Below are 17,251 nucleotides of genomic sequence, written 5' to 3' on the forward strand. Positions count from 1 at the left end.
GGCTTTTTGCGTTACAGCACCTTATGCGGCCCGAAACATTCGTAATGAATGTTGTCTTTATTCACGCCCAGCTCAACCAGCTGCTTCGCGGCATACTGCATAAACGCCACGGGTCCACAGACGTAGAACTGCATTTCCGGCGCGCTAAACGCCCCTTCCATCTGGCTTAAATTCATCAGTCCTTCGCTGTCAAAGCGTGCGGCAGTGCGGTCTGCCTCCGTCGGCAGGCGATACCAGGTATGCGCGATGAAACGCGGCAGGGTCGCTCCCAGCGCTTTCACTTCATCCGCAAAGGCGTGCACGTCGCCGTTCTCCGCTGCGTGGAACCAGTTAACCTGCGCGCTGTGGTTGGCTTTCGCCAGCGTATCCAGCATCGCCAGCATTGGCGTTTGGCCCACGCCCGCGGAGATCAGCGTGACCGGGATATTGGTTTCAATGGCCATAAAGAAGTCGCCCGCCGGCGCGGCCAGATGGACCACGTCGCCCACGCTCGCTTCGTTATGCAGCCAGTTGGATACCTGACCGCCGTCCTCGCGCTTCACCGCAATGCGGTAGCCTTTGCCGTTTGGTTTGCGGGTCAGAGAGTACTGGCGGATCTCCTGATGCGGGAAGCCTTCAGGCTTCAGCCATACGCCCAGATACTGGCCCGGCTGGTAATCGGCCACCGGCTGGCCGTCAACCGGCTCAAATTCAAAACTGGTGATAAGCGCGCTGCGCGGCGTTTTCTCGACGATACGGAAGGCGCGCGTTCCTTCCCAGCCGCCGTTCTTGCTGGCGTTTTCGCTGTAGATCTGCGCTTCACGGTTGATAAACACGTTTGCCAGCACGCCGTAGGCTTTACCCCAGGCGTCCAGCACCTCCTGGCCCGGGCTGAACATTTCGTCCAGCGTTGCCAGCAGGTGAGTGCCGACGATGTTGTACTGCTCGGGTTGGATCTGGAAGCTGGTGTGCTTCTGCGCGATTTTTTCCACCGCAGGCAGCAACGCCGCCAGGTTTTCGATATTGCTGGCGTAGGCCGCGATGGCGTTGAAAAGCGCTTCACGCTGATCGCCGTTACGCTGGTTGCTCATATTGAAAATCTCTTTGAGCTCCGGATTGTGCGTGAACATGCGATCGTAGAAATGGGCGGTAAGTTTAGGACCGGTTTCCACCAGCAGGGGAATGGTGGCTTTAACGGTAGCGATGGTTTGAGCGTCGAGCATGGCAGCTTCCTTCTGATATTACCTAATGATGTATTTTAAATGCATCTTATAAAAAATACCCATGCTTTGTAAATGGTTCTTTGCAAGATGAAAAATACGCATCACAAACCTGAAAAGAAATCCGCTGGAAATAGTGAGATCTTTATTCCTCAAACCCTTGCGTGGCGTGAAGGAAAACGTTTGCGTAAAATCGTTTGTCAAGACCTGTTATCACAGAACTATTCAGTTATACTGTTGCCCGTCGTCCAACAGGACTGCCTTTTCAGGCCAAAATTTACTTGTTAGCTGAGTCAGGAGATGCGGATGTTAAAGCGTGAAATGAACATTGCCGATTATGATGCCGAACTGTGGCAGGCTATGGAGCAGGAAAAAGTACGTCAGGAAGAGCACATCGAACTGATCGCCTCCGAAAACTACACCAGCCCGCGCGTGATGCAGGCGCAGGGCTCTCAGCTGACCAACAAATACGCTGAAGGTTACCCGGGCAAGCGCTACTACGGCGGTTGCGAGTACGTTGATATCGTTGAGCAGCTGGCTATCGACCGTGCGAAAGCACTCTTCGGCGCTGACTACGCGAACGTTCAGCCGCACTCCGGCTCTCAGGCTAACTTCGCTGTTTACACCGCGCTGCTGCAGCCGGGCGATACCGTTCTGGGTATGAACCTGGCGCAGGGCGGCCACCTGACTCACGGCTCCCCGGTTAACTTCTCCGGCAAACTGTACAACATCATTCCTTACGGTATTGATGAGTCCGGTAAAATTGACTACGAAGACATGGCTAAGCAGGCCAAAGAGCACAAGCCGAAGATGATCATCGGTGGCTTCTCTGCTTACTCCGGTATCGTTGACTGGGCAAAAATGCGTGAAATCGCAGACAGCATCGGCGCGTACCTGTTCGTTGACATGGCGCACGTTGCGGGCCTTATCGCCGCAGGCGTTTACCCGAACCCGGTTCCTCACGCTCACGTTGTGACCACCACTACTCATAAAACCCTGGCGGGTCCACGCGGTGGCCTGATCCTGGCGAAAGGCGGTGACGAAGAGCTGTACAAAAAACTGAACTCTGCCGTGTTCCCAAGCGCGCAGGGCGGCCCGCTGATGCACGTTATCGCCGCAAAAGCGGTCGCGCTGAAAGAAGCGATGGAGCCAGAGTTCAAGGTGTATCAGCAGCAGGTTGCTAAGAACGCCAAAGCGATGGTGGAAGTGTTCCTGAACCGTGGCTACAAAGTGGTATCCGGCGGGACTGAAAACCACCTGTTCCTGCTGGACCTGGTTGATAAGAACCTGACCGGTAAAGAAGCTGACGCTGCCCTGGGCCGCGCCAACATCACCGTGAACAAAAACAGCGTGCCAAACGATCCGAAGAGCCCGTTCGTGACCTCCGGTATCCGTATCGGTTCTCCGGCCGTGACGCGTCGCGGCTTTAAAGAAGCGGAAGTGAAAGAGCTGGCTGGCTGGATGTGTGACGTTCTGGACAACATCAATGACGAAGCGGTTATCGAGCGCGTCAAAGGTAAAGTTCTGGATATCTGCGCACGCTTCCCGGTATACGCATAATTCCTCTGCTTTGCAGAAATAAAAAAGGCCGCGCTTGCGGCCTTTTTTTATGGCTTAACGTCGGTCCAGGGAAATGGCCCCCGGTCCCACAATCGCCAGCAAAATAAACGCGCCAGCAATACTGACGTTCTTGTAGAAATTAATCATATTCGGCACAACCGCATCTCCGGTCATATCCCAGTAGTGGTGACCGATAATCGCCGTGCCCAGCGTATAGAAGACAAAGAGCACCGCGAGGGGGCGGGTGAAAAAGCCGAGCACGATCAGGATAGCGGCGGGAACCTCCATTACTACGGCGATAATGGCCGCCAGCATCGGCATGGGGGCGCCGAGCGACGTCATATACTGAACGGTGCCGCTAAAACCCGTCAGCTTGGGATAGCCAAAAATAATAAACAGGACAACGATGGCAATTCGGGCAATCAATAGCAGGAAGGAGCGTGAGGAGCCGAAATCGAAATAACGTAAGCTGTTCATGGCAAACGACCTCTTCAGGCGATGTCTTTTAAACGTAATACAATTTTGCCGCTCACGCCATACGCCGACCGGCTGTCCATGACGTTAATTTATCGTTAATTTATAGCGCGCTAACGACTTGCTAAAGTGCAGGATAAACGCCAGACTATCGCCTCCATTTCGGGAGGGATTCATGGTCTTGCATTCCACGCGCTGGCTGGCGCTCAGCTACTTCACCTACTTCTTTAGCTACGGTATTTTTCTGCCTTTCTGGAGCGTCTGGCTCAAGGGAATTGGTTTGACGCCAGAAACCATCGGCATTCTGCTGGGCGCGGGGCTGGTGGCGCGTTTCCTCGGAAGCCTGCTGATTGCCCCCCGCGTCAGCGATCCCTCCTTATTGATTAAAGCGGTGCGCATTCTGGCCCTGCTGACGCTGGTCTTCGCGGCCTGCTTCTGGGTCAGCCACCAGTTTGCCTGGCTGATGGTGGTGATGGTTGGCTTTAATCTGTTCTTCTCCCCGCTGGTGCCGCTGACGGATGCGCTGGCGAACACCTGGCAAAAGCAGATCACCATGGATTATGGCCGTGTGCGCCTCTGGGGATCGATTGCCTTCGTGATCGGCTCTGCGCTGGTGGGGAAACTGGTCAGCCTTTACGACTACCGCGCGATTCTGGCGCTGCTGAGTATCGGTATTGCCTCGATGCTGCTGGGCATGCTGCTGCGCCCGTCGGTGATGCCGCAAGGGGAGAGTCGCCATCAGGAGAGCGCCGGCTGGCCCGCCTGGCGGAGCCTGGTGGCCCAGAGCTGGCGTTTTCTGGCGTGCGTCTGTCTGCTTCAGGGGGCGCATGCGGCGTACTATGGCTTCAGCGCCATCTACTGGCAGGGGGCGGGCTACTCGGCCTCAGCGGTCGGTTACCTGTGGTCGCTGGGGGTGGTGGCAGAAGTCATTATTTTCGCCCTCAGCAAAAAGCTGTTCCGCCGCTTCGGCGCGCGCGATCTGCTGCTGCTTTCCGCGGTCTGCGGCGTGGCGCGCTGGGGGATTATGGGCTGGACGACCGAACTGCCGTGGCTGATTATGGCGCAGATCCTTCACTGCGGCACCTTCACCGTGTGCCACCTGGCGGCGATGCGCTATATCGCGGCGCGCGAGGGCGGGGATGTGATCCGTCTGCAGGCGGTCTACTCTGCGGTGGCGATGGGCGGCAGCATTGCGGTGATGACGGTCTTTGCGGGCTTTCTGTATCAGCATCTGGGACACGGCGTGTTCTGGGTCATGGCGCTGGTGGCGCTCCCGGCGATGTTTGTTCGACCGAAAGTGGCCGCGCGCGCCTGATCACGATTCCAGCATGGCGCGAATATGTTCCTGCTGCTGCGCGTTAAGTGATTCAACCGCGTGGATCAGCGGCGGCGAGAACAGCGGCAGCACGGTAGGATAGGGGGTGACAACCAGCGCGGCTTCGCGCGGTGCCCCCTCTTTCTGGAACACCTGCAGCGTCAGATAGCGAATGTTGAGCGGCAGCAGGGTTAATTCGCGCAGCTGCTGTTCAATCACCTCCTCACAGGATTTATCCTCCCCGGTCAGCAGCACTACCTGTTTTTCATGCAGATCGGTCTCCTGCATCAGCCAGGCGCCGAAAATAACCGCTACCAGCGCCATCTCTTCATCGGAGAACCGCAGCCCAAATTCGGCTTCCAGCTCAAAGAGTGCCTCTTTCGTGGTGCGTAACAGCCGGGGATAGAGACGGTGAATTTCCTCAGGCAGGCTATTGTCGATGCCGATCTCAAACAGCGAGCGGTCCAGCGCCTGAGCCAGATGGATATACAGCTGATCGGTCAGCCCCTGCTCATCGCTGAAGTTCATCCCGGTCTGGGAGCGGAAACGGGCCACCATGCGCACAATGGCGCGGCGGAGGCGCTGATCCTGCTGGTGTTTATCAAGCACCGGATCGGGCGTGCGGAGCATCATAAACAGCAGCGCCAGAAACAGCTGCTCGTCCACGTGCGCGCCCTGCGGCACGCGCCGCTTCCAGTGACGAACAATCTCCTGCGCCGTAAAATACTCTCCCCGCGACTGGGTCCAGCTGCGCTGCGCGTGGGAAAACTGCGGCGTATTCCCTAAGTGGTGCTGGATGAGGCAGTATTGCAAGTAGAGCTGTAAGAACTGGACGTCCCGGCATTCAAACTGACGCTGCAGCTTGCGTGAGCAGAAGCCGATCAGCGCCCGCAGATTAGCATCGTCGTAGAGCGGCCGCGCGATGCCGTGCTGTTTAAGCGCGGTTTTTAAGGCTGGGGTAAACTGGTGCGAGACAAACTGCGGACAAAGGCGGAGCGCCCTGCGCAGCCAGTGCAGCAGACATAAACGCTGATTCAGAGCAGTGCCTTCAATTCGGTAGCTACCGTCATGGTGCGTGACGATATCCAGCCGGTGATAGCGCTGGATTTCATCGCGCGTCTCGGCTATATCTTGCCGTGCCATGACCTCGTCCACGCCGTTGGCAGCGATTATGCTCTGTGCGGTGACGGCAGCATCGGGCAGGTAAAGCATCAAAAGCACCTGGCAGCGGCGCTGCGAACTGGAAAGCACAGATGGAATTTCAAGCGTCGTCATCATCTGTCGGGTATCCAGTGTGAATGTTTGATAAGAATAGCTAAAGGATGGGCGCTGAAAAGCGCGCCGGCAGGCCTTTCACTCAGGATTGCTGGGGAACATCACAGAATTTTTGACGTGAGGAATTGATGCAGACAGTTAAACAAAATGCGATGGCGTTATTTTTGGCGGTTATCACCTTTACCGCCAGCGCACATCCTCACAGTTTTATCAGCCTGAAAACCGAGCTGGTCACCGACGGCACGCAGCTGAGCGGCCTGAAAATGCGCTGGACGATGGATGAAATCACCTCGGCGGATCTGCTTTATGATGCGGGTAACGCGAAGCCCGGCGACGAAATCTGGAAAAAGCTGGCGGCAGAAGTGATGGCCAACGTGCTCGGGCAGCACTACTTCACCGAGTTCTGGCATAACGGACAAAAGGTGAAGTTCCTCAATCGCCCGACAGAATACGGCATGTCCCGCGACGGACATCAGGCGGTGCTGACGTTCGTGCTTCCACTGGCGCATCCGCAGCCGCTGGCAGGACAAACCTATACGTTTTCTACCTTTGATCCAACGTACTACGTCGATATGAGCTACGCCGAGGACAGCGACGTGCAGCTTCCTGCGTCGTTGCAAAAAACCTGCAACATTACGGTTCACACCCCGAAGCCCAGCGAAGAGACGCTGAATTTTGCTGTCTCTCTTGATAAAGAGGATGCCCCACCGGAGGACATGGAACTTGGTAAACAGTTTGCGCAGAAGGTAACGTTACAATGTCAGTGATCTCCTCTCCGGTACGAAAGCCGCGCCGCTGGCTGCACCTCTGGCCGCTGGCGCTTTTTCTACTGCTCGCCGTTTGCGGTTCGCTCTGGCTGTGGCAGGCCTGGCCGCAGGTGATGATGAAAAGCATCATCTGGCAGCGTGAGGTCAACCAGCAGATGAGCGGGCTGCTGAAGGCGGTGGCGGAGAACCCGACCAAAGCGGGCGGTTCTCTGCTGGCGTTCAGCTTTATCTATGGCGTGCTGCACGCGCTGGGGCCGGGGCACGGCAAAATCGTCATCACCACCTGGCTTGCCACCCATCCGTCGAAGCTGAAATCAAGCATTGGCCTGACGCTGGCCTCTTCGCTGCTTCAGGGGGGCGTGGCGATTGCGCTGGTGGTGGTTGTGCTTTCGCTATTACAGCTTCCCGCGCGCCAGCTGCACCTGAGCAGCTTCTGGCTGGAGAAGGGCAGCTATGCGCTGGTCGGCGTGCTGGGGCTGATCCTCTGCTGGCGGGCGCTGAAAAAGCTGCGCGCGCTGCTGCAAAAGCCCAAATTCAAAACCTTTACGCCGCACCACGTTCATGATGAACACTGCGGCTGCGGGCATCAGCATCTGCCGACGCAGGAACAATTACAGAGCGGTGACGACTGGCGCGCGCGGCTGATGATAGTTCTCTCTATGGGGATGCGCCCGTGCTCGGGGGCAATCATGGTGCTGCTGTTCAGTAAAGTGATTGGCGTGTTCGGCTGGGGCATGCTCTCGGCGCTGGCAATGGCGGCAGGAACCTCTCTCACCATTTCGTCTTTGGCGTTGCTGGTTCACAGCTTCCGTCAGCTTGCGGTAAAACTCAGCGGCAATAAAACGCCGGTACTGTGGCGACAGGTAGGATGGACAACGCTCGCGCTGGCGGGGGGAGTGATTCTGCTGGTGGCGGCGGTAACGATGTGGATGAGCGCGGCGCCGTTTAGCACCCTCTCCCCTTTGGGGAGAGGGCTGAGATGAGGAGATTAACGCTTCAGCGCATCGCTCAGCTCGTCACGCATATTGGCCAGCATGGCTTTAACAACGCGTGGGTTACCCGCAACGATGTTGCCGGTGGTCATGTAGTTGTGGCCGCCGGTGAAGTCGCAAACAATCGCGCCTGCTTCACGTGCGATCAGCTCGCCCGCAGCGAAGTCCCACGGCTTCAGTGACAGTTCGAAGTAACCGTCAACGCGGCCGGTTGCCACGTAGGCCAGATCCAGCGCAGCAGAGCCGGTGCGACGGAAGTCCGCGCATTCGGTGAACAGCTTGCCCAGGATATTCATATAGGTGGTTGCGTGCTGCTTCGCCTTGAACGGGAAGCCGGTCGCCAGGATGGTGCCGTCCAGGTCGCGTGCGTTGCTGCAGCGCAGACGGTAGCCGTTCAGCTGTGCGCCCTGACCGCGGGTCGCGGTGAACAGTTCGTTACGCATTGGATCGTAAACAACGGCGACTTCAGTACGGCCTTTAATGCGTACTGCGATTGACACAGAGAAGTGTGGCAGGCGTTTAACGAAGTTGGTGGTGCCATCCAGTGGATCGATAACCCATTGAACATCCTGATCGGTACCTTCATGTTCACCGCTTTCTTCGGTGATGATGGTGTGCTGCGGGTAAGATTTGCGGATCGTTTCGATAATAATCGCTTCTGCGGCTTTATCGACGTTAGTCACGAAATCATTGCTGCCTTTCTGGCTGGTTTCTACGGAGTCTGGCGTTTCGTAGTGTTTGGCAATTACATTACCCGCCTTGCGCGCTGCGCGCACGGCGATGGTCAGCATCGGATGCATCGGTCTCTCTCACTGGATGTTAAAGAACAGGAAAATCGGCGCAGAGTATAGCAGCGGGATCGGATTATGTCTCCCGTTTATGATAATATGCCCGAATATTCTTCAGACACTGGACCCAGACATCTAAAAATTATGCTGCAAAACATTCGAATCGTGCTGGTCGAAACATCGCACACCGGCAACATGGGCTCCGTTGCCCGCGCTATGAAAACCATGGGCTTAACGAACCTGTGGCTGGTTAATCCGCTGGTGAAACCAGACTCTCAGGCTATCGCCCTGGCGGCCGGGGCCAGCGACGTGATCGGCAACGCGCAGATCGTTGATACCCTCGACGAAGCGCTGGCCGGCTGCAGCCTCGTTGTCGGCACCAGCGCGCGTTCACGCACGCTGCCGTGGCCGATGCTGGATCCGCGCGAATGCGGCCTGAAAAGCGTCTCAGAAGCAGAGCAGGCGCCGGTTGCGCTGGTGTTTGGCCGCGAGCGCGTTGGCCTGACCAACGACGAACTGCAGAAGTGCCACTACCACGTGGCAATTGCCGCCAACCCGGAATACAGCTCGCTGAACCTGGCAATGGCGGTGCAGGTAATCGCCTACGAAGTGCGCATGGCCTGGCTGGCGACGCAGGAGAAGCAGGCAGAACCGAAAGAAGAGACGGCCTACCCGCTGGTGGACGACCTTGAGCGTTTCTACGGTCACCTGGAGCAGACGCTGCTCGCTACCGGCTTCATCCGTGAAGGCCACCCTGGCCAGGTGATGAATAAGCTGCGCCGCATGTTTACCCGCGCGCGTCCGGAAAGCCAGGAGCTGAACATCCTGCGCGGAATTCTGGCGTCGATTGAGCAGAAGAATAAAGAGTAGTGCCGATTTCCCCCTCTCCCCGTGGGAGAGGGTTGGGGTGAGGGCGTCAGGCCGCACCTATATTATGAAGGCACAGAAGGTTAAATACCTGACTAAAACAGTCAAGTAAATAGTTGACCATTTTAGTCAGGAATGTCAGACTTGGCCCTGCTATGCAATACCCCCATTTTACAATAAAAAACCCCGGGCAGGGGCGAGTTTGAGGTTAAGTAAGACATGAGACTGACATCTAAAGGGCGTTATGCCGTGACCGCGATGCTGGACGTTGCGCTCAACTCCGAAGCGGGCCCGGTTCCGTTGGCTGATATTTCTGAACGACAAGGGATCTCCCTCTCTTACCTGGAACAGCTGTTCTCCAGACTGCGTAAAAATGGACTGGTGTCCAGCGTTCGTGGCCCGGGCGGCGGTTATCTGCTGGGTAAAGACGCGGGCAGTATTGCGGTTGGCGAAGTGATTAGCGCGGTGGATGAATCCGTTGACGCAACCCGTTGCCAGGGTAAAGGCGGCTGCCAGGGCGGCGATAAGTGCCTGACCCACGCGCTGTGGCGCGATCTGAGCGACCGTCTGACCGGCTTCCTGAACAACATCACCCTCGGTGAACTGGTCAATAACCAGGAAGTTCTGGACGTATCAGGTCGTCAGCACAGCCATGATTCACAACGCAGCACCCGCGCGCAGGACGCTATCGACGTCAAATTACGCGCGTAATAAAACGATAAGTATTTCAGAATCAGGCCGGGGTGGTCACACCCCGCGTACTCGGTCGTACATCCAGCCGGTTGCCTGATTCCTTGCATTGAAGCGATGTACGGAGTTTATAGAGCAATGAAATTACCGATTTATCTCGACTACTCCGCAACCACGCCGGTGGACCCGCGTGTTGCCGAGAAAATGATGCAGTGTCTGACCCTGGACGGAAACTTTGGTAACCCAGCTTCCCGTTCACACCGTTTTGGCTGGCATGCTGAAGAGGCGGTGGATATCGCCCGTAATCAGATTGCTGACCTGGTGGGTGCCGACCCGCGTGAGATTGTTTTCACCTCCGGTGCGACCGAATCCGACAACCTGGCGATCAAAGGTGCAGCCAACTTTTATCAGAAAAAAGGCAAGCACATCATCACCAGCAAAACCGAACACAAAGCCGTGCTGGACACCTGCCGCCAGCTGGAGCGTGAAGGTTTCGAAGTGACCTATCTGGCGCCGCAGAGCAACGGTATTATTGACCTGAAAGAGCTCGAAGCGGCGATGCGTGACGACACCATCCTGGTCTCCATCATGCACGTTAATAACGAAATCGGCGTCGTTCAGGACATCGCCACCATCGGCGAAATGTGCCGCGCGCGCGGTATCATCTACCACGTGGACGCGACCCAGAGCGTGGGCAAACTGCCTATCGACCTGAGCCAGCTGAAAGTAGACCTGATGTCCTTCTCCGGCCACAAAATCTATGGCCCGAAAGGGATCGGCGCGCTGTACGTTCGTCGTAAGCCACGTATCCGCATCGAAGCACAGATGCACGGCGGCGGTCACGAGCGCGGCATGCGTTCCGGTACGCTGCCTGTTCACCAGATCGTGGGCATGGGCGAAGCGTACCGCATTGCGAAAGAAGAGATGGAAACCGAGATGGCGCGCCTGCGCACGCTGCGTAACCGTCTGTGGGACGGCGTGAAAGATATGGAAGAAGTGTATCTGAACGGCGATCTCGAGCAGGGCGCGCCGAACATCCTCAACGTCAGCTTCAACTATGTTGAAGGCGAATCGCTGATCATGGCGCTGAAAGACCTGGCCGTTTCTTCCGGTTCTGCCTGTACGTCTGCAAGCCTGGAGCCATCCTACGTGCTGCGCGCGCTGGGTATGACTGACGAGCTGGCACACAGCTCTATCCGTTTCTCTTTAGGTCGTTTCACTACCGAAGAAGAGATTGACTACACCATCAAGCTGGTTCGTAACTCCATTGGCCGTCTGCGCGACCTTTCTCCACTGTGGGAAATGTTCAAGCAGGGCGTGGATCTGAACAGCATTGAATGGTCACATCACTAATCGGTATATAAGGAGAATTCAATCATGGCATACAGCGAAAAAGTTATCGATCATTACGAGAACCCGCGCAACGTTGGCTCTTTTGACAACAGCGATGAATCTGTCGGTAGCGGCATGGTTGGTGCGCCGGCGTGTGGCGACGTAATGAAGTTGCAGATTAAAGTCAACAATGAAGGTATCATTGAAGACGCGCGCTTCAAGACCTACGGCTGCGGTTCTGCAATTGCGTCCAGCTCCCTGGTCACCGAGTGGGTGAAGGGCAAGTCTCTGGACGAAGCACAGGCAATTAAGAACACGGATATTGCTGAAGAACTCGAACTGCCGCCGGTGAAAATTCACTGTTCAATTCTGGCAGAAGACGCGATCAAAGCCGCCATTGCGGATTACAAAAGCAAACGTGAAGCAAAATAATTGAGGTTTGAGTATGTCGATTACCCTTAGCGACAGCGCTGCCGCGCGAGTAAGCTCTTTTCTGGCGAACCGTGGTAAAGGCTTTGGCCTGCGACTGGGCGTACGTACCTCCGGCTGTTCTGGTATGGCTTACGTACTGGAGTTTGTTGACGAGCCGGCGTCTGATGACACCGTGTTTGAAGACAAGGGCGTGAAGGTGGTGGTCGATGGCAAAAGCCTGCAATTTCTCAACGGCACTCAGCTGGACTTCGTAAAAGAAGGCCTGAACGAAGGGTTCAAATTCACGAACCCGAACGTCAAAGACGAGTGTGGTTGCGGCGAAAGCTTCCACGTTTAACCGCGCGTCATCCGAAACCCCACCGTGGCTTTGCTGCGCGTGGGGTTTGTTCTAACAGGCTACCCCTGAGATTGTTATGGATTACTTCACTCTCTTCGGACTACCCGCTCAATACCCGATCGATCTTCAGGCGCTGACGGTCCGTTTTCAGGATCTGCAGCGTCAGTATCATCCGGATAAATTCGCCAGCGGGACGCAGGCAGAGCAGCTGGCTGCGGTATCGCACTCCGCGACCATCAACCAGGCCTGGCAGACGCTGCGCCATCCGCTGGCGCGTGCAGAATATCTGCTCTCGCTCCACGGCTTCGATCTGGCGAGCGAACAGCACACCGTGCGCGACACCGCGTTTCTGATGGAACAGCTGGAGCTGCGCGAAGAGCTGGATGAGATTGAACAGGCCAAAGACGAAGCGCGTCTGGAACGTTTTATCACGCGCGTGAAGGGCATGTTCGATACCCGCCATCAGCAGATGGTGGAGCAACTGAACAACGAGACCTGGGACGTGGCGGCAGACACTGTGCGCAAACTCCGTTTTCTCGATAAACTGCGAAGCAGCGCTGAACAACTCGAAGAAAAGCTGCTCGATTTTTAATTTCGGAAGCAATTATGGCCTTATTACAAATTAGTGAGCCTGGCTTAAGCGCCGCACCGCACCAGCGTCGTCTGGCGGTCGGTATTGACCTGGGCACCACCAATTCCCTCGTGGCGACCGTGCGCAGCGGCCAGGCGGAAACGCTGGCCGACGAGCAGGGCCGCCATCTGCTGCCTTCCGTGGTCCACTACCAGCAGCAGGGTCACGCGGTCGGCTATGACGCCCGCGCCAACGCCGCGCGCGATCCGGCCAACACCATCAGCTCCGTAAAGCGCATGATGGGCCGCTCGCTGGCCGATATCCAGACCCGCTACCCGCACCTGCCGTATCAGCTGCAGGCCAGTGAAAACGGTCTGCCGATGATTGCCACGGCGGCCGGCCTGCTGAACCCAATTCGCGTGTCTGCTGACATCCTCAAAGCGCTGGCGGCGCGCGCGACGGCGACGCTCGGCGGCGATCTGGACGGCGTAGTGATCACCGTTCCGGCCTATTTTGACGACGCACAGCGTCAGGGCACCAAAGACGCCGCGCGTCTGGCGGGCCTGCACGTGCTGCGCCTGCTGAACGAACCGACGGCGGCGGCGATTGCCTACGGCCTCGACTCCGGTCAGGAAGGGGTGATTGCGGTTTACGACCTCGGCGGCGGTACCTTTGATATTTCTATCCTGCGCCTGAGCCGCGGCGTGTTTGAAGTGCTGGCGACCGGCGGGGATTCCGCGCTCGGCGGCGATGATTTCGACCATCTGCTGGCGGACTACTTCCGCGAGCAGGCGGGCATCAGCGATCGCAGCGATGCGCGCGTTCAGCGCGAACTGCTGGATGCGGCCATCGACGCCAAAATTGCGCTGAGCGATGCGCAGTCGGTCAGCGTTAATGTCGCAGGCTGGCAGGGTGAAATCACCCGCGACCAGTTCAGCGAGCTGATTGCGCCTCTGGTTAAACGCACCCTGCTGGCCTGCCGTCGCGCATTGAAGGATGCGGGCGTGGAGGCTGACGAGGTGCTGGAAGTGGTCATGGTGGGCGGCTCAACACGCGTGCCGCTGGTGCGCGAGCGCGTGGGCGAATTCTTTGGCCGCACGCCGCTGACCTCCATCGACCCGGACAAAGTGGTTGCCGTCGGCGCCGCTATCCAGGCCGATATTCTGGTTGGCAACAAGCCGGACAGTGAAATGCTGCTGCTGGACGTCATCCCGCTGTCTCTCGGTTTAGAAACCATGGGCGGCCTGGTGGAGAAAGTGATCCCGCGTAACACCACCATTCCTGTGGCGCGTGCGCAGGAGTTCACCACCTTCAAAGACGGCCAGACCGCGATGTCCATCCACGTGATGCAGGGCGAGCGCGAACTGGTGCAGGACTGCCGCTCTCTGGCGCGCTTTGCGCTGCGCGGCATCCCGGCGCTGCCAGCTGGCGGGGCGCATATCCGCGTGACCTTCCAGGTAGATGCGGACGGCCTGCTGAGCGTCACGGCGATGGAAAAATCGACCGGCGTGGAGTCGTCCATCCAGGTGAAGCCGTCCTACGGCCTGACCGATGGCGAAATCGCCTCCATGATCCAGGATTCAATGAGCTACGCCGAGCAGGATGTGAAGGCGCGTATGCTGGCTGAACAGAAAGTTGAAGCCGCACGTGTGCTGGAAAGTCTGAACGGGGCGCTCGCTGCCGATGCCGCGCTGTTAAGCGCCGCCGAGCGTCAGGTGATTGACGAGGCTGCCGCGCGCTTACGCGCAGTCGCCGAAGGCAATGACGCTGACGCAATAGAAGAAGCCATTAAAAACGTTGATAAACAAACCCAGGACTTCGCCGCTCGCCGCATGGACAAATCTGTCCGCGTCGCGCTGAAAGGCCAGTCCGTGGACGAGGTTTAATATGCCAAAGATTGTTATTTTGCCTCATGCGGACCTCTGTCCGGATGGTGCTGTTCTGGAAGCGAAGACCGGTGAAACCATTCTCGATGTTGCCCTGCGTGCAGGTATCGAAGTGGAACACGCCTGTGAAAAATCCTGTGCCTGCACCACCTGCCACTGCATCGTGCGTGAAGGTTTCGACTCTCTCGCCGAGAGCACCGAAGACGAAGACGACATGCTGGATAAAGCATGGGGTCTGGAGCCAGACAGCCGCCTGAGCTGCCAGGCCGCGGTGACCGATGAAGATCTGGTCGTGGAATTCCCACGCTACACCATCAACCACGCACGCGAGCATTAATATGGGACTGAAGTGGACAGACAGCCGTGAAATCGGCGAAGCGCTCTACGACGCGAACCCGGATCTCGATCCCAAAACCGTACGATTCACCGACATGCACCAGTGGATCTGCGATTTAGAGGATTTCGACGACGATCCAAACGCATCCAATGAAAAAATTCTGGAGGCGATTCTGTTAGTCTGGTTAGATGAAGCAGAGTAAATCACTTAACGGGCTGCCTTCAGGCGGCCCGTTTGCTAATAAGGATAAATAAAATGACCGAAGCGATGAAGATTACGCTCTCTACGCAGCCCGCCGACGCGCGCTGGGGCGAGAAAGCCAGCTACAGCATCAACAACGACGGTATCACCCTGCACCTGACGGGCAAAGATGATTTAGGTCTGATCCAGCGCGCCGCGCGTAAAATTGACGGCCTGGGCATTAAGCATGTCTCGCTGGAAGGCGAAGGTTGGGATACTGACCGCAGCTGGGCGTTCTGGGCGGGCTACAAAGGCCCGAAAGGCACCCGCAAAATTGAGTGGGCGAACCTCAACGAAGCCGGTCAAAAAGAGCTGGAAAGCCGCCTGAAAATTATCGACTGGGTGCGCGACACCATTAACGCCCCGGCGGAGGAGTTAGGCCCTGAGCAACTGGCGCAGCGTGCGGTTGACCTGCTGTGCGGCGTGGCGGGGGATAACATGTCCTACCGCATCACCAAAGGTGAAGATCTGCGCGAGCAGAACTACATGGGCATTCATACCGTGGGCCGTGGCTCCGAACGTCCTCCGGTCCTGCTGGCGCTGGATTACAACCCAACCGGCGATAAAGAAGCGCCTGTCTTTGCCTGCCTGGTCGGTAAAGGTATCACCTTCGACACCGGCGGCTACAGCCTGAAGCAGAGCGCATTCATGGATTCCATGAAGTCCGACATGGGCGGCGCGGCAACCATCACCGGCGCGCTGGCATTCGCCATCACCCGCGGTCTGAACAAGCGCGTGAAGCTCTACCTGTGCTGCGCGGACAACATGGTGAGCGGCAACGCCTTCAAGCTGGGCGACATCATTCGCTACCGCAACGGTAAAAATGTCGAAGTGATGAACACCGATGCCGAAGGCCGTCTGGTGCTGGCCGATGGCCTGATCGACGCCTCTGCCCAGAAGCCAGAGCTGATTATCGACATGGCGACCCTGACCGGCGCGGCGAAAACCGCTCTGGGCAACGACTACCACGCGCTGTTCAGCTTTGACGACAAGCTGGCCGCTCGCCTGCTGGCAAGCGCGGCTGCGGAAAACGAACCGTTCTGGCGTCTGCCGCTGGCCGAGTTCCACCGCAGCCAGCTGCCGTCTAACTTTGCCGAGCTGAATAACACCGCGAGCGCGGCGTACCCGGCGGGTGCAAGTACCGCAGCAGGCTTCCTGTCGCACTTCGTTGAGAACTATCACGAAGGCTGGCTGCACATCGACTGCTCCGCAACCTACCGTAAGGCGGCAGTTGAGCAGTGGTCCGCGGGTGCGACCGGTCTGGGCGTGCGTACCGTGGCGAACCTGCTGACGGCTGAGTGATCTTTTTTGCCCGGCGGCGCTGCGCTTGCACGGGCCTGTGGTTTTGTAGGCCGGGTAAGCAAAGCGCCACCCGGCGTTTATTGAAGTAGCCAAACTATGTCAGATACCAAAAACGAATTAGAAACCCTGCTGGAACAGGCGGCGACCGAGCCCGCCCACCGTCCAGCATTTTTCCGCACGCTACTGGAATCCACCGTCTGGGTACCGGGCACCGCGGCGGAAGGTGAGCAGGTTGTCGAAGACAGCGCGCTGGATCTGCTGCACTGGGAGAAAGATGACGGCACGTCGGTTATCCCGTTCTTCACTTCATTGGAAGCGTTGCAGGAAGCGGTAGAAGATGAACAGGCGTTCGTGGTGATGCCGGTGCGCACGCTGTTCGAAATGACGCTGGGCCAGACGCTGTTCCTTAACGCTAAGCTGCCAACCGGGAAAGAGTTCACCCCGCGCGAGATCAGCCACCTGATTGGTGAAGAGGGCAATCCGCTCAGCACGCAGGAAGTGCTGGAAGGGGGCGAAACGCTGCTACTGTCTGAGGTGGCCGAGCCGCCTGCGCAGATGATCGATTCCCTGACAACGCTGTTCAAAACGCTCAAGCCCGTCAGGCGCGCGTTTCTCTGCTCCATTAAAGAGCGCGCGGACGAAAAGCCGGTGCTGTTGATCGGTATTGAAGCCGATGGCGATTTCGACGAGATCGTTCAGGCGGCGGGAAGCGTGGCCACCGACACGCTGCCGGGCGATGAGCCGATCGATATCTGTCAGGTGAAAAACGGTGAGAAGGGCATCAGCCATTTTATTACCGAGCACATCACGCCGTTCTATGAGCGTCGCTGGGGCGGCTTCCTGCGCGATCTCAAGACCAACCGCATCATCTGATTACGGCGGGGTGA

The 17,251-nt window shown here is 57.5% G+C and carries 19 protein-coding genes; 15 read left to right on the forward strand and 4 right to left on the reverse strand.

What is annotated here, in order from left to right:
* Positions 1 to 11 precede the first annotated feature (11 nt).
* Positions 12 to 1,202 (reverse strand): NO-inducible flavohemoprotein, encoded by a 1,191-nt coding sequence (gene hmpA, locus IM314_RS14990; RefSeq protein WP_047364177.1) that lies wholly within the window; start codon positions 1,200 to 1,202, stop codon positions 12 to 14.
* Positions 1,203 to 1,505: 303 nt separating this feature from the next.
* Between hmpA and glyA the strand changes: the two genes are divergently transcribed.
* On the forward strand, positions 1,506 to 2,759 hold the full coding sequence (gene glyA, locus IM314_RS14995; RefSeq protein ID WP_025757663.1) for a serine hydroxymethyltransferase: 1,254 nt from the start codon (positions 1,506 to 1,508) through the stop codon (positions 2,757 to 2,759).
* A 54-nt stretch (positions 2,760 to 2,813) separates the two neighbouring features.
* Here glyA and IM314_RS15000 read toward each other — a convergent pair whose 3' ends face one another.
* Positions 2,814 to 3,236: a DoxX family protein gene (locus IM314_RS15000; RefSeq protein ID WP_028014082.1), complete on the reverse strand. Its 423-nt coding sequence runs from the start codon at positions 3,234 to 3,236 to the stop codon at positions 2,814 to 2,816.
* A gap of 172 nt (positions 3,237 to 3,408) precedes the next feature.
* Between IM314_RS15000 and IM314_RS15005 the strand changes: the two genes are divergently transcribed.
* Complete coding sequence (locus IM314_RS15005; protein ID WP_028014081.1) at positions 3,409 to 4,548, forward strand: 3-phenylpropionate MFS transporter; 1,140 nt, start codon at positions 3,409 to 3,411, stop codon at positions 4,546 to 4,548.
* Here IM314_RS15005 and csiE read toward each other — a convergent pair whose 3' ends face one another.
* The gene (gene csiE, locus IM314_RS15010; protein ID WP_193359150.1) at positions 4,549 to 5,826 is read right to left on the reverse strand and encodes a stationary phase inducible protein CsiE; all 1,278 of its coding nucleotides are present in this window, start codon (positions 5,824 to 5,826) and stop codon (positions 4,549 to 4,551) included.
* Positions 5,827 to 5,951: 125 nt separating this feature from the next.
* Here csiE and IM314_RS15015 point away from each other — a divergent pair, with 125 nt between their 5' ends.
* A complete protein-coding gene (locus IM314_RS15015; protein ID WP_028014079.1) occupies positions 5,952 to 6,590 on the forward strand; it encodes a DUF1007 family protein in 639 nt (212 codons plus the stop codon).
* On the forward strand, positions 6,581 to 7,573 hold the full coding sequence (locus IM314_RS15020; RefSeq protein ID WP_028014078.1) for a nickel/cobalt transporter: 993 nt from the start codon (positions 6,581 to 6,583) through the stop codon (positions 7,571 to 7,573). Before IM314_RS15015 ends, IM314_RS15020 begins: the two co-directional genes overlap by 10 nt.
* A gap of 5 nt (positions 7,574 to 7,578) precedes the next feature.
* Here IM314_RS15020 and suhB read toward each other — a convergent pair whose 3' ends face one another.
* Positions 7,579 to 8,382 carry an inositol-1-monophosphatase gene (suhB, locus tag IM314_RS15025; protein ID WP_028014077.1) on the reverse strand — a complete coding sequence of 268 codons (804 nt, stop codon included), beginning with the start codon at positions 8,380 to 8,382 and terminating at the stop codon, positions 7,579 to 7,581.
* A 132-nt stretch (positions 8,383 to 8,514) separates the two neighbouring features.
* Between suhB and trmJ the strand changes: the two genes are divergently transcribed.
* From trmJ to sseB, 11 genes are all read left to right on the forward strand, one after another.
* Positions 8,515 to 9,240, forward strand: a complete 726-nt coding sequence (trmJ, locus tag IM314_RS15030; RefSeq protein ID WP_028014076.1) for a tRNA (cytosine(32)/uridine(32)-2'-O)-methyltransferase TrmJ — start codon at positions 8,515 to 8,517, stop codon at positions 9,238 to 9,240.
* Between the two features lie 216 nt (positions 9,241 to 9,456).
* Entirely contained in the window at positions 9,457 to 9,948 is a 492-nt protein-coding gene (iscR, locus tag IM314_RS15035; RefSeq protein WP_008502158.1) for a Fe-S cluster assembly transcriptional regulator IscR, read from the forward strand.
* A gap of 117 nt (positions 9,949 to 10,065) precedes the next feature.
* Positions 10,066 to 11,280, forward strand: a complete 1,215-nt coding sequence (gene iscS, locus IM314_RS15040) for a cysteine desulfurase (protein WP_003860663.1) — start codon at positions 10,066 to 10,068, stop codon at positions 11,278 to 11,280.
* Positions 11,281 to 11,304: 24 nt separating this feature from the next.
* On the forward strand, positions 11,305 to 11,691 hold the full coding sequence (gene iscU, locus IM314_RS15045; protein ID WP_003860661.1) for a Fe-S cluster assembly scaffold IscU: 387 nt from the start codon (positions 11,305 to 11,307) through the stop codon (positions 11,689 to 11,691).
* 13 nt (positions 11,692 to 11,704) lie between these two features.
* Complete coding sequence (gene iscA, locus IM314_RS15050; RefSeq protein WP_003860659.1) at positions 11,705 to 12,028, forward strand: iron-sulfur cluster assembly protein IscA; 324 nt, start codon at positions 11,705 to 11,707, stop codon at positions 12,026 to 12,028.
* Positions 12,029 to 12,104: 76 nt separating this feature from the next.
* Positions 12,105 to 12,620: a co-chaperone HscB gene (gene hscB, locus IM314_RS15055; RefSeq protein ID WP_045260178.1), complete on the forward strand. Its 516-nt coding sequence runs from the start codon at positions 12,105 to 12,107 to the stop codon at positions 12,618 to 12,620.
* Positions 12,621 to 12,634: 14 nt separating this feature from the next.
* A complete protein-coding gene (gene hscA, locus IM314_RS15060) occupies positions 12,635 to 14,485 on the forward strand; it encodes a Fe-S protein assembly chaperone HscA (RefSeq protein ID WP_047364172.1) in 1,851 nt (616 codons plus the stop codon).
* 1 nt (position 14,486) lies between these two features.
* Positions 14,487 to 14,822 (forward strand): ISC system 2Fe-2S type ferredoxin, encoded by a 336-nt coding sequence (fdx, locus tag IM314_RS15065; protein ID WP_003860652.1) that lies wholly within the window; start codon positions 14,487 to 14,489, stop codon positions 14,820 to 14,822.
* 1 nt (position 14,823) lies between these two features.
* Complete coding sequence (gene iscX, locus IM314_RS15070) at positions 14,824 to 15,024, forward strand: Fe-S cluster assembly protein IscX (protein ID WP_003860650.1); 201 nt, start codon at positions 14,824 to 14,826, stop codon at positions 15,022 to 15,024.
* Between the two features lie 53 nt (positions 15,025 to 15,077).
* Positions 15,078 to 16,364: an aminopeptidase PepB gene (gene pepB, locus IM314_RS15075; RefSeq protein ID WP_060572542.1), complete on the forward strand. Its 1,287-nt coding sequence runs from the start codon at positions 15,078 to 15,080 to the stop codon at positions 16,362 to 16,364.
* A 96-nt stretch (positions 16,365 to 16,460) separates the two neighbouring features.
* The gene (sseB, locus tag IM314_RS15080) at positions 16,461 to 17,237 is read left to right on the forward strand and encodes an enhanced serine sensitivity protein SseB (RefSeq protein ID WP_032648693.1); all 777 of its coding nucleotides are present in this window, start codon (positions 16,461 to 16,463) and stop codon (positions 17,235 to 17,237) included.
* Positions 17,238 to 17,251: the final 14 nt, after the last annotated feature.

The organism is Enterobacter cloacae complex sp. P42RS (genome assembly GCF_014930595.1).
GTDB lineage: Bacteria > Pseudomonadota > Gammaproteobacteria > Enterobacterales > Enterobacteriaceae > Enterobacter > Enterobacter bugandensis.